9 protein-coding genes are annotated in these 12,369 nt (G+C 64.4%); 6 read left to right on the plus strand and 3 right to left on the minus strand.

Features of this window, described 5'->3' with window-relative positions; translation table 11 throughout:
- Window positions 1-337: 337 nt before the first annotated feature.
- From smc to CEY05_RS29850, 5 genes are all read left to right on the plus strand, one after another.
- Window positions 338-3,868 (plus strand): chromosome segregation protein SMC, encoded by a 3,531-nt coding sequence (gene smc, locus CEY05_RS29830; protein WP_088600904.1) that lies wholly within the window; start codon window positions 338-340, stop codon window positions 3,866-3,868.
- Between the two features lie 48 nt (window positions 3,869-3,916).
- Window positions 3,917-5,065, plus strand: coding sequence for a cell division protein ZipA C-terminal FtsZ-binding domain-containing protein (locus tag CEY05_RS29835; protein ID WP_088600905.1), 1,149 nt, complete (start codon window positions 3,917-3,919; stop codon window positions 5,063-5,065).
- An 11-nt stretch (window positions 5,066-5,076) separates the two neighbouring features.
- Window positions 5,077-7,200 (plus strand): NAD-dependent DNA ligase LigA, encoded by a 2,124-nt coding sequence (ligA, locus tag CEY05_RS29840; RefSeq protein WP_198952954.1) that lies wholly within the window; start codon window positions 5,077-5,079, stop codon window positions 7,198-7,200.
- Between the two features lie 417 nt (window positions 7,201-7,617).
- Entirely contained in the window at window positions 7,618-8,046 is a 429-nt protein-coding gene (locus CEY05_RS29845) for a tripartite tricarboxylate transporter TctB family protein (RefSeq protein WP_088600906.1), read from the plus strand.
- The gene (locus tag CEY05_RS29850; protein ID WP_088600953.1) at window positions 8,046-9,560 is read left to right on the plus strand and encodes a tripartite tricarboxylate transporter permease; all 1,515 of its coding nucleotides are present in this window, start codon (window positions 8,046-8,048) and stop codon (window positions 9,558-9,560) included. The genes CEY05_RS29845 and CEY05_RS29850 overlap by 1 nt, the downstream gene beginning before the upstream one ends.
- Window positions 9,561-9,711: 151 nt before the next feature.
- Here the strand turns inward: CEY05_RS29850 and CEY05_RS29855 are convergent, their stop codons facing one another.
- From CEY05_RS29855 to CEY05_RS29865, 3 genes are read right to left on the minus strand one after another with little or no spacing between them, the layout of a single operon-like run.
- Entirely contained in the window at window positions 9,712-10,488 is a 777-nt protein-coding gene (locus CEY05_RS29855; RefSeq protein WP_088600907.1) for a peptidylprolyl isomerase, read from the minus strand.
- A gap of 23 nt (window positions 10,489-10,511) precedes the next feature.
- On the minus strand, window positions 10,512-10,796 hold the full coding sequence (locus CEY05_RS29860; RefSeq protein WP_088600908.1) for a BolA family transcriptional regulator: 285 nt from the start codon (window positions 10,794-10,796) through the stop codon (window positions 10,512-10,514).
- Window positions 10,796-11,404, minus strand: a complete 609-nt coding sequence (locus tag CEY05_RS29865) for a septation protein A (RefSeq protein ID WP_088600954.1) — start codon at window positions 11,402-11,404, stop codon at window positions 10,796-10,798. Before CEY05_RS29865 ends, CEY05_RS29860 begins: the two co-directional genes overlap by 1 nt.
- A gap of 263 nt (window positions 11,405-11,667) precedes the next feature.
- On the opposite strand from CEY05_RS29865, the gene CEY05_RS29870 reads away from it, so the two are divergent.
- Complete coding sequence (locus CEY05_RS29870; RefSeq protein ID WP_088600909.1) at window positions 11,668-12,345, plus strand: energy-coupling factor ABC transporter ATP-binding protein; 678 nt, start codon at window positions 11,668-11,670, stop codon at window positions 12,343-12,345.
- Window positions 12,346-12,369: the final 24 nt, after the last annotated feature.

The following is a 12,369-nucleotide window of genomic DNA, read 5'->3' on the forward strand; positions in this document are numbered from 1 at the left end:
GCGCCGCTTTTGGGCATGAGATGGCCCGGCAAGAAAAAAAAAGTGTCAGCGAGTATAGCGTCCGGCGCCCCCTGGGCGGGGCTGCACGGAAATTCAAAATATCAGAAGATGCGGCATCGCCGAGGTAATCAAGTGCATCGTTGGCATACCTATCGTGCGTATGGCCCGCCTTTGGCGTACCAGCTTGGGGTTTCACCTGGGGTATCATAGGGCCCGAATTGATTCCACGCGGCCCCTGGGTCGTGTGTCTGCGTCGGCCCCCAGGGGCCGATTTGCTATCTGTCCGGCAGGTCCGTTCAACGCCTCGTTCAACCCTCCCGTCCGACCCTGATCTATTGTGCGTCTCACCCAGCTAAAACTCGCCGGCTTCAAATCGTTCGTCGACCCGACCGTCATCCCCGTCCCCAGCCAGCTGGTGGGCGTGGTCGGTCCCAACGGTTGCGGCAAGTCGAACATCATCGATGCGGTGCGCTGGGTGCTGGGCGAGGCCAAGGCGTCCGAACTGCGTGGCGAATCCATGCAGGACGTGATCTTCAACGGCTCCGGCAACCGCAAGCCGGCCGCCCGCGCGTCGGTCGAAATGGTGTTCGACAACAGCGAAGGACGTGCGGCGGGCCAATGGAGCACCTACGGCGAAATCGCCGTGCGCCGCGTGCTGACCCGTGACGGCACCAGCAGCTACTACGTCAACAACCAGCAGGTGCGGCGCCGCGACATCCACGACATCTTCCTGGGTACCGGCCTGGGCGCGCGTGGCTACGCCATCATCGGGCAGGGGATGATCAACCGCCTGATCGAGGCGCGCCCCGAGGAATTGCGGGTCTATCTGGAAGAAGCCGCCGGCGTGTCGCGCTACAAGGAGCGCCGCCGGGAGACGGAAAACCGCCTGTCCGATACGCGTGAAAACCTGACCCGCGTGGAAGACATCCTGCGTGAACTGGGCAGCCAGCTGGACAAGCTGGAAGCCCAGGCCGAGGTGGCGCGCCAGTACCGCGAGCTGCAAAGCGACGGCGAGCAGAAGCAGCATGCCTTGTGGTTCCTGAAGGAAACCGGCGCCCGCGACGAACGGCAAAGAAAGTCGGCCGACATTGAAAAAGCCCAGGCCGAGCTGGAAGGGGCGATGGCTGGACTGCGCGCCGGCGAGGCCGCGCTGGAAGCGCGCCGGCAGGCGCATTACGAAGCCAGCGACCGGGTCCACACCGCCCAGGGCGGCCTGTACGAGGCCAACGGCCAGGTCAGCCGCCTGGAAGCGGAGATCCGCCACGTCGTCGATTCGCGCAACCGGGTGCAGGCCCGGCGCGACCAGTTGCAGGCGCAGATCGCCGAATGGGACGCCCAGCAGGCCCACTGCACCGAGCAGATCGCCCAGTCCGAGGAAGACCTGGCGATGGCCGGCGAACGCGCCGCCGAAGCCCGCGCCCGCGCCGAGGATGCCCAGGCGGCACTGCCGTCGGTCGAGGCCCGCGTGCGTGACGCCGCGGCCTCGCGCGATGACATGCGGGGCGCCCTGGCGCGCGTGGAGCAGAACCTGGCGCTGGTGGCACAAACCCAGCGCGATGCCGATCGCCAGTTGCAGACCCTGGAGCAGCGCCGCGAGCGTGTGCAGCAGGAAATGCGCGAATTGCATACGCCGGACCCGGCCCATCTGGAACAGCTGGCGGGCGACCGTGCCGCCGGCGAAGAGCAGCTGGAAGAGGCCCAGGGGCAGCTGGCCGAACTGGAAGAGCGCGTGCCGGTGGCCGACGCCGAACGCAGCAAGGCCCAGGAGACCGCGCAGCGCGAAGCGCAGACCCTGGGACGCCTGGAAGCGCGCCTCTCGGCCCTGGTCAAGTTGCAGGAAGATGTGCAGAAGCAGGGCGCCCTGGAGCCCTGGCTGGCCAAGCACGAACTGGCTGGCCTGGGGCGCCTGTGGCAGAAGCTGAATGTCGAGGCCGGTTGGGAAACCGCGCTGGAAGCCGTGTTGCGCGAACGCATGGCGGCGCTGGAATTGCGCAATCTGGACTTCGCCAAGGCCTTCGTCGACGACGCGCCGCCCGCGCGGCTGGCCTTCTTCCAGGCGCCCGCGCCCGGACCCGCGCCGGCCGCCAGCGCAGGCTTGACGCCCTTGACCACCATGCTGCACCTGACCGATCCTGGTCTGCGCAGCCTGATGGGCGACTGGCTGCGCGACGTCTACGTGGCCGACGACATGACCCAGGCCCTGGCCGGCCGGGCCGCGCTGCCGGCGAACGCCGTTTACGTGGTCAAGAGCGGCCATCTGGTCGATGCCCACAGCGTGCGCTTCTACGCGCCGGATTCCGAGCAGGCCGGCCTGTTGGCCCGGCAGACGGAAATCGCCAATCTGCAGCGCGAGGTCAAGGCCCAGCAATTGATCGCCGACCAGGCGCGCGCCGCCGTGGCACGTGCCGAGACGGCCTGGCAGCAGGTTTCGCAGTCGCTGGGCCCGGCGCGCCAGCGCGTGGCCGAAGTGACGCGCCGGGTGCACGACATCCAGCTGGAGCATTCGCGCCTGCAGCAGCAGGCTGAACAATCCGGCGAGCGCGGCAAGCGCCTGCGCGAAGACCTGGCCGAGATCACCTCGCACGAGGAGGACCTGCGCGCCACCCGCGAGGACGCCGAGGTCCGCTTCGAGACCCTGGACCAGGAACTGGCCGAGCACCAGTCGCGCTTCGCCGATGCCGAGATCGACGGCGAGGCGCTGGCGGAAAAGGCCGACGCCGCGCGGACCGCGCTGCGTGACCTGGAACGCGCCGTGCACGAAGCCGAATTCGCGCAGCGTGGCATCGAGGCCCGCATCCTGGACCTGCAGCGCAACCAGCAACTGGCGGTGGACCAGAGCCGGCGCGCCAGCGGCGAACTGGAACAGCTGCAGGGCGAATTGTTCGAGCTGGATGCCAGCGCCGCCCAGGCCGGGCTGCAGGAAGCCCTGGAGCTGCGCGCCGAACGCGAAGAAGCGCTGCAGCGCGCCCGTATCGAAATGGACGACCTGGCGGCGCAACTGCGCGGCGCCGACGAAGACCGCGTGCGCCAGGAACAGACCCTGGAGCCGCGCCGCGCCCGCATCACGGAATTGCAGTTGCAGGAACAGGCCGCGCGCCTGGCCGAGGAGCAGTTCACCGAACAGCTCAACGCGCACGAAGTGGACCGGGCCGCGCTGGCCGCATCCCTGGCGGACCGCCCCGACGAATGGCGCCGCGCCAACTGGCTGCAATCCGAGGTGACGCGGATCTCGCGCCAGATCGATAGCCTGGGCTCGGTCAACCTGGCCGCCCTGGACGAATTGAACAGCTCGCGCGAGCGCAGGGATTACCTGGATTCGCAGCAGAAAGACTTGATGACGGCCATCGAGACCCTGGAAGACGCCATCCGCAAGATCGACCGCGAAACCCGCGAGTTGCTGCAGGACACCTTCAACACGGTCAATGGCCACTTCGGTGAACTGTTCCCGCGCCTGTTCGGCGGCGGTGAAGCCAAGCTGTCGATCACCGGCGACGAGATTCTGGACGCCGGGGTACAGGTGATGGCGCAGCCGCCGGGCAAGCGCAACAGCACCATCCACCTGCTGTCGGGCGGCGAGAAAGCCCTGACCGCCACGGCGCTGGTGTTCGCGCTGTTCAAACTGAATCCGGCGCCGTTCTGCCTGCTCGACGAAGTCGATGCGCCGCTGGACGACGCCAACACCGAACGCTACGCCAACCTGGTCAGCAGCATGAGCGAGCAGACCCAGTTCCTCTTCATCTCGCACAACAAGATCGCCATGCAAATGGCAAAGCAACTGGTTGGCGTTACCATGCAGGAACAAGGCGTATCCCGTATCGTGGCCGTGGATATCGATGCCGCCGTGCAAATGGCCACCGAGACCGCTTGATCTAGAAAAACCTACCGGGACGCTGCCCTCGGGGCGCGGTATAGACACATGAGTGATTTGCAGATCAGCCTGATCGTTGTGGGTGCCCTGCTGATATTGATGGTGCTGGGATTCAACTGGTGGCAGGACCGCCGGGTGCGCCGCAAGATGCAGGCGCATTTCCCCACCAATGAACACGATCCGCTGCTGGGTGGCGGCGAGCAGCCTGCTGCCCGTGGCAACGCGAAGCATGAAGACGCCGCTTGGGATACCCCCGCGGCGGCGCGGCGCGAGCCCGGGCTGGGCAAGCGCGAACCGTCGGTCGCCGAGAACGGCGGCCGGTCGGCACCGATGGCGAGCACGGTGGCCGCGCCTGGCGCGGCGGCGGGCGCGGGCGCCACGGCCGAAGGCGACGACACCGAGGAAGCCGATCCCGCCACCGAAGTCGTCATCGAAGTGGCATTCGCCGAACCGGTGCGGGGCACCGATCTGCAGCAGGGCCTGCAAGGCTTGCGCAGCGCGGGCCGCAAGCCCATCCGTATTTTTGGCGTGACGGATCGCGCGCGCCACCGGGCGCGCCTGCATGCCGACGAGTCGTATAGCGCGCTGCAGATTGCCGTGCTGCTGGCCAACCGTACCGGCCCGCTGACCGCCATTGAATGGTCGCAGGCCTGGGCCCGCGTGCAGGATCTGAGCGAACGTTTCGAAGCTACCATCGAAGGTCCCGATCAGCAGGCCGTGCTGGAACGCGCGGCTCGCCTGGACGACACCTGCGCCGCCCTGGATACCCAGGTTGGCCTGACCTTGTTGCTGGGGAGCGCCCAGCCCGCGGCCGAAGTGCTGGCGGTGGCGCGCGATCTGGGCTTTGTGCACGACGGCCCGCGCCTGGCCTGGGTGTCCGATGAAGGCCAGGCCCGCTTCACCTTGACGCGCGGCGATGGCGCGGCCTTCGATGCCGGCATGGGCGGTGTCGAGCGCCTGAACCTGCTGCTGGATGTGCCGTGCAGCCCGGCGGACGAACATGCTTTCGGCCGCATGGTGGATGTGGGTCATCAACTGGCCCAGCGCCTGCGCGCCGAGTTGGTGGATGACCAGGGCAAGCCTTTGGCCGAAGGGTCGGCGCAGGTCATCGACGAGCGCCTGCAAGTCCTGTTTACGCAGCTGGAGCAGGCTGGCCTGCGCGCCGGCAGCGAGCGCGCGTTGCGGGTATTTGCGTGAGCCAGGCCAAGGTGGACGGATCGAAGAAGGGGGCGGTGCCTCCCGCGCAGGAGGCCATAGCACGCCTGCGGACCGAGATCGAGCAGCACAATTTCCGTTATTACGTCCAGGACGAGCCCTCGGTTGCCGATGCCGAGTACGACGCCCTGATGCGCGAATTGGTCGAGCTGGAGACGGCGCATCCCGAGCTGGTCACCGCCGAATCGCCCACCCAGCGGGTGGGGGCGGCACCGCTGGCCGCCTTCGGCAGCGTCACGCACGCGGTGCCCATGCTGTCGCTGGGCAATGCCTTCGAAGCCGAGGACGTGCAGGATTTCGACAAGCGTGTCACCGACACCTTGCGCAGCGCCGGCCTGCTGGGGGCGGACGCCGAGACCGATTATTTCTGTGAACTCAAGCTGGATGGCCTGGCCATCAGCCTGCGCTATGAAAAAGGCGTGCTGGTGCAGGCCGCCACGCGCGGCGACGGGCAGACCGGCGAAGACGTCACCTCCAATATCCGCACCATCAAGTCGATTCCGCTGAAGCTCAAGGGCGCCGCGCCCGACGTGCTGGAAGTGCGGGGCGAAGTGCTGATGTTTCGCGCCGACTTCGATCGCCTGAACCAGGCGCAGGGCGAACGCGGCGAGAAGATTTTCGTCAATCCGCGCAATGCCGCCGCCGGCAGCCTGCGCCAGCTCGACCCGCGCATCACGGCGCAACGGTCGCTGCGCTTCTTTGCCTACAGCTGGGGCGAGGTGCACGGCCTGCCGCGTTCGCAGCACGGGGAGTACGAGGAACCGGCGCCGGGGACGCGGCAGACTTCGACGTTGCCGCGCGATACGCATGGCGGCATGCTGGCGTGGCTGGGCGAATTGGGCTTGCCCATCAACGTCAAGCACAACACGCAGGTGCGGGGCGCGGCCGGTTTGCTCGACTTTTATGAAAAGGTCGGCAAGCTGCGGGCGGGCTTGCCCTACGATATCGACGGCGTGGTCTACAAGGTGGATTCCTTGCCCGCGCAGAAGGTGCTGGGCTTCGTGGCGCGCGCGCCGCGCTTCGCCCTGGCGCACAAGTTTCCGGCCGAGGAAGCGACCACGGAGTTGCTGGACATCGAAGTGCAGGTCGGCCGCACCGGTGCGATCACGCCGGTGGCGCGGCTCAAGCCGGTGTTCGTGGGCGGGGTGACGGTGACCAATGCCACGCTGCACAACGAAGGCGAGATCCGCCGCAAGGATGTGCGCAAGGGCGATACGGTGATCGTGCGCCGCGCTGGCGACGTCATTCCGGAGGTGGTCGGGCCGGTGCTGGCCAAGCGGCCTGCCGAGGTGGCGGCGAGCGATATCGCGTGGACCTATCCCACGTCCTGCCCGGTGTGCGGGTCCGCTATCGAGCGTCCCGAAGGGGAGGCGATCGCGCGCTGTACTGGCGGCTTGTTCTGCGCGGCGCAGCGCAAGCAGACCCTGTCGCACGCGGCTGGCCGCAAGGCCCTGGATATCGAAGGCCTGGGTGAGAAGCTGGTCGAGCAGCTGGTAGACAAGGAACGCGTGAAGTCGCTGGCGGATATCTATGGCCTGACGGTCGAGGAATTGGCCGAGTACGACCGCATGGGGGCCAAGTCCGCGGAAAACCTGGTGGCGGCGATCGACAAGGCGCGCCAGCCGTCCCTGGGGCGGCTGCTGTTCGCCCTGGGCATCCGCCATGTGGGCGAGAGCACGGCGCGCGACGTGGCGCGGCATTTTGGCGACATGGACGCCATCATGGATGCCAGCGAGGATCAGTTGCTGGCGGTGACCGATGTCGGTCCGGCGGTGGCGGCGTCGATTCATCGTTTCTTTGCCGAGCACCACAACCGCGAAATCGTCGATGCCTTGCGCAAGCATGGCGTGCATCCGGTGGCGGAAGCCGCGGCGCGCGGCGGCGTCCTGACGGGCAAGACCGTGGTGCTGACGGGCACCATGCCCAACTGGACCCGCGACGATGCCACCCGCTACATCCTTGCTGCCGGCGGCAAGGTCAGCGGATCGGTCAGCAAGAAGACGGCTTACCTGGTGGCTGGTGAAGAGGCTGGCAGCAAGCTCACCAAGGCCCGTGAATTGGGTGTCCCCATTCTGGATGAGGACGGCCTGAAGGCGCTGCTCGCCGTGGACGAGTAGAAAGCCGCCCGCAAGCTCGCATTCATTCAGTAAACAAGATGGCCCGGAGTCGCCGGAAAGGCGCTCCGGGCTTTTTTGCGCTCATCCTCGGCTACCCCTCCAGGCGGTTCAACTGATCGACAGCATTAATTCAAACAGACGACAGTTTTTATTCAGTAATTTGACATATCAGGTTCAGCTAACAGTTGGCTTTCGTTCAGCAAGTTGTTGCTTTCCCACCCTAGGTGAATACGCTAAGCCGTAAAAACCGACAGCAAGCTGAAAGCACCTCTGCCTAGTATCGCGTCCAGCGCCTCTCGCATTGCATTGACCCAAAGCAATCCGTGACACGCGAATAACAGCAAATCCGATCTCGGAGGCAGAGCAACCCATGAACAGATATCCCCGCCAGGCGGCCCGTCAACGGAGTCACCGACTATGAACTTCAGTAATCGCAACTTCGTCAGGGGCCTGTTCCTGATCGTCTTCGCCCTGGTATTCGGCATCGCGGCGGCACGTTACCCCCTGGGTACCTTCGCCCGTTCCGGCCCAGGCATGTTCCCCTTCCTGATCAGCTGCTGCCTGCTGTTGGTCGGCATCGCCACCGTCCTGCGCTCGCGCCTGGTCGCACCGGTCCCGCTGAACTACAACTTCAAGAACATCCTGATCATCATGGTCAGCCTGTGCGGCTTCGTCATCGTCTCGCACTTCCTGAACATGCTGATCGGCATCGTGTTCCTGGTGTTCTGCTCGACGCTGGCCGGTACCTCCTACTCGTGGGTCCGCAACGTCAAGATCTCCCTGGGCCTGATCGCCGTGGCCTTCGCTTTCAAACACCTGCTAGGCCTGAGCCTCCCGATCCTATGATGGACATCCTCAACAACCTCGCGCTGGGCTTCGACCACGCCTTGACGCTCGAGAACCTGATGTATTGCGCCCTGGGGTGCACGGTGGGGACCTTGATCGGTCTGCTGCCCGGCCTGGGTCCCTTGTCCACCATCAGCCTGCTGCTGCCCATCACCTACAGCATTCCGGCCAGCGGCGCGCTGATCATGCTGGCGGGTATCTACTACGGTGCCCAATACGGCGATAGTGTCAGCGCCATCACCATGAAGATCCCGCATGCCAGCAGTATCGTGGCCTGCATCGACGGCTATGCCATGAATCTCAAGGGCAAGACCGGCCTGGCCTTGTTCACGGCAGGCATGTCGAGCTTCATCGGCGGCACCGTGGCCATCGTGGTGCTGTCGACCATGGCGCCGGCGCTGGGCGAAGTTGGCCTGTTGTTCGGCCCGGCCGACTACTGCGCGTTGATGATGCTGGGCTTCTTCTGCGTCAGCTTCGTCAGCAGCGGCAGCCTGCTCAATGGCCTGGCCATGGCCATGATCGGCATCCTGCTGGGCGTCATCGGTACCGACGTCAATAGCGGCATGATGCGCTACACCATGGACCTGGTCTTCCTGCAGGACGGCGTGGGCCTGATCAGTATCGCCCTGGGCTGCTTCGGCATCGCCGAGATCGTCAAGAACCTGGACGCCAAGAACACGCTGACGCCTTTCAACGGCAAGATCAAGCTGATCCCCACCTGGGGCGAGTTCAAGCGCATCATCCCCAGCGCCTTGCGCGGCAGCGTCATCGGTTCGATCCTGGGCATCCTGCCCGGCGGCGGCCCCACCATCGCGCAATTCGCCGCGTACGCCGCCGACAAGCGGTTCAGCAAGTACCGCGATGAAATCGGTACCGGCGCCATCGAAGGCGTGGCCGGCCAGGCCGCGGCTGACGAAGCCGCTGCCCGCACCAGCTTCATTCCGCTGATGGCCATCGGTATTCCCGAAAACGCGGTGATGGCGCTGATGCTGGCGGCTTTCATCGTCAAGGGCATCCAGCCCGGCCCCAACATGATCGGCACCCACCCGGACCTGTTCTGGGGCCTGGTGGCGAGCATGTGGGTGGGCAACTGCTTCCTGTTGATCCTGAACGTGCCGCTGGTGCGCTACTGGTTGTCGGTATTCAAGATTCCATACACCGTGCTGTTCCCGTGCATCCTGTTCTTCTGCTGCATCGGCACCTTCAGTATCAACAACAGCCTGGACGATATTCTGGTCACCGCGGTGTTCGGCGTGATCGGCTACGTGTTCCTGCGTTTGGGCATGGAAGCGGCGCCGCTGATGCTGGGCTTCATCCTGGGACCGATGCTGGAAGAAAACTTCCGTCGCGCCATGCTGCTGTCGCGGGGTGACTTCAGCACGTTCCTGTCGCGGCCCATCAGCGGTACGCTGTTCGCGGTCATCGGCGCCATCGTGGCCTGGCAGTTGTATTCGTTCATGCGCAAGGGCCGCAAAAAGGAACCCGCGCTGGAAGTGCAGTCGCAGCACGATTGATGCGCCTGGTCTGGGCGTGGTGAGTAGTCCGCGCTCAGAATCTTGCAATAAGGACGCGCTATGACAGTTGCATGAGATCAGCGCATACAGGCAGCAAAAAAAACGCGCCGCAAATTTTGCGGCGCGTTTTTTATTAACTCAAACCGAGGATTTACTGAACCTTGGCTTGGTCGCGCAGCGACTTCTGGTAGTCGGCCAGGGTTTGCTGGCGCAGCATTTCTTCCAGTTGCGGACGCACTTGATCCAGCGGCGGGAACTCGACCGGGCGGGTGTCCTCGACCTGGATGATGTGCCAGCCGTATTGCGTTTGCACCGGCTTGTCGGCCACGTCACCCTTCTTCAGGGCGGTCACGGCCTGGGCGAACGGCGGCACATAGTTGGTGGCCGGGGCCCAGCCCAGCTCGCCACCCTTGTCGGCGCTGCCGGGGTCCTTCGAGTTCTTCTTGGCCAGGTCTTCGAACTTGGCTTTGTTGCCCTTGATCTGCGCGAGCAGGTCGTTGGCGGTCTTTTCGTCGGCGACCAGGATGTGGCGCACCTTGTATTCCAGCTTGCCGGCCTGTTCCTGCTTGACCTTGTTGTACTCGGTCTGGACCTGCTGGTCGCTGACCTTGTGCTTCTGCAGGTAATCGGCCATCAGCGCGCGCACCAGGATGCCTTGGCGGGCCAGTTCGAGTTCGGTCTGGACGTCATCCTGCTTGGCGATACCGGCCTTTTCAGCGGCCTGGACGAAAACCTGACGGTTGATCATTTCCTGCTTGACCTGTTCGCGCAGTTGCGGCGAATCGGTCGCGCCCTGGCTTACCAAAAGCTTGACGAACTGGTCCAGATTCTTTTGCGGGATGGCCTTGCCATTGACGGTCGCCACATTCTGGGCAAAAGCCGGAACGGCGATCGCGCAGGCCGCTGCCAACAGGATGATGCGTTTCATGTAAGTCCTTTAGCCTTCTGAGTTCAGGGAGTCTTGGTATCCAGCGCCAACGCATGGATGGGATGAGGTATTAAATCTTGCAGCCGATCATACACCAGGCGATGCCGCGCAACTGGGGAAAGTCCGTGGAAACGGAGGGTGACAATACGTACCGTGAGATGTGATGCGCCGCCATGCGCGCCCGCGTGACCGGCATGCAAATGCGAGTCGTCGATAATATCCAGCGAGACCGGATCAAGTTCATTCAAACGGTTGCGAATAATATCGGCAACTTCGTCGAAGCTGGTGGGGATAATGTTTTCCGACATTAATTTTTCTCCGACGCCGCGTCATTTTTCGCCGCGGGGTGCTGGATGCCTGCTTCGGCAGGGTCATCAGCGGGGTGTTCGATATATCGGCCCAGCCAAAGGGATTGCGCCACCACGAAGGCCAGCATCAATACCGTCAGCCCGAAAGCCTTGAACGATACCCATTGGGCTTCGGTGAAGTGACCGGAAAATGCGACATAAAGATTCAGGCCGCCGGCCAGCAGGAAAAACAGGCCCCAGGCCAGATTGAGACGGTCCCAGATAGGGGCGGGCAACTGGATCTGCTTGCCCAGCATGCGCTGGACCAGGTTGCGGCCGAAAATGAAGCGGCCGGCCAGCAAGGCGATGCCGAACAGCCAGTACAGCACCGTGGGCTTCCATTTGATGAAGGCATCGTTATGCAGGATCAGCGTGGCCCCGCCGAAAACGACGATGACCACCAGATTGACCCAGTGCATGCCCTCGATGCGCTGGCCACGCATGCGCAGCCAGATGATCTGGCCGATCGAAGCGATGATCGAGGCGCCCGTCGCCACGTAAATGCCCGCGAAATAATAGGCGATGAAAAACAGCAGCAGCGGGAATAGATCGAACAGGAATTTTTTCATGCGGCCGGGCTCGGCATTCAACAAGGAAGTTGGTTATGGGCACACCACCAGGGAACCTTTTCGTCCCCGTTACGCCAGGGTGCTTGCTCGTACAGCGGCGGGTGCATTCCGGCGGCGAGTGTAGCGCGCGTTGCCAGCGCCTGGACGGCGTTGACAGCGGGGTGGGCAACCGGGTTTGTCATCCATACCGGACTGGGACACCACGCCTGCGTAAAAGGTTCGCGCAAAGAGGTTCGTGCAAAGGTGGGGCATAATCGCGCCCCATGTTAATCGAGTTTGAACACACCGTCGTCAAGAACGCCAGAACTACGGTCCTGCATGGCCTGGATCTGACCTTGTCGGAAGCGCGGATTGCCGTGGTAGGCCCGAACGGGGCTGGCAAGAGCACCTTCGCGCGCCTGCTCAACGGTCTGGTCCTGCCCAGCGAGGGCAGGGTGCGCGTGGGCGGCATCGATACCCGCGAGGACGTACGGGCGGTGCGCCGACGGGTCGGCTTCGTGTTCCAGAACCCGGAAAACCAGATCGTCTTTCCCATCGTCAGCGAGGACATGGATTTCGGCTTGAAGCGGCGCGTGCCGGACAAGCAGGAACGGCGCAAGCGCATCGATGCCCAACTGGACGCGTTGGGCATAGGCCACCTGGCCGATCGCGCCAGCCACCTGCTGTCGGGGGGCGAGCGGCAACTGGCGGCCTTGGCCGCGGTGCTGGTGACGCATCCCGACCTGGTGGTGTTCGATGAGCCGACCACCCAGCTCGACCTGCGTAATCGCAATCGGGTGCGCGATGCCATTGCCGGGCTGGACCGGCAGGCGGTGGTGGTCAGCCATGACCTGGATCTGCTGGTGGACTTCGATCGCGTGCTGGTGGTGGTGGACGGGCGCATCGCGGTCGACGATGCGCCGGCGCCGGCCTTGCGCTGGTATCGGGAGCATTGCGGATGATGGCGCCGCTGTATCGGGATCGGG

Origin of the sequence: Achromobacter sp. HZ34 (genome assembly GCF_002209485.1) — a bacterium.
Lineage (GTDB): Bacteria > Pseudomonadota > Gammaproteobacteria > Burkholderiales > Burkholderiaceae_B > Bordetella_C.

Excerpts from the sequence above, each read along its gene's own strand:
- CEY05_RS29835 (WP_088600905.1), top strand. The coding sequence starts at position 3,917 with ATGAGTGATTTGCAGATCAGCCTGATCGTTGTGGGTGCCCTGCTGATA.
- CEY05_RS29845 (WP_088600906.1), top strand. The coding sequence starts at position 7,618 with ATGAACTTCAGTAATCGCAACTTCGTCAGGGGCCTGTTCCTGATCGTC.
- CEY05_RS29850 (WP_088600953.1), top strand. The coding sequence starts at position 8,046 with ATGGACATCCTCAACAACCTCGCGCTGGGCTTCGACCACGCCTTGACG.
- CEY05_RS29855 (WP_088600907.1), bottom strand. The coding sequence starts at position 10,488 with ATGAAACGCATCATCCTGTTGGCAGCGGCCTGCGCGATCGCCGTTCCG.
- CEY05_RS29860 (WP_088600908.1), bottom strand. The coding sequence starts at position 10,796 with ATGTCGGAAAACATTATCCCCACCAGCTTCGACGAAGTTGCCGATATT.
- CEY05_RS29865 (WP_088600954.1), bottom strand. The coding sequence starts at position 11,404 with ATGAAAAAATTCCTGTTCGATCTATTCCCGCTGCTGCTGTTTTTCATC.
- CEY05_RS29870 (WP_088600909.1), top strand. The coding sequence starts at position 11,668 with ATGTTAATCGAGTTTGAACACACCGTCGTCAAGAACGCCAGAACTACG.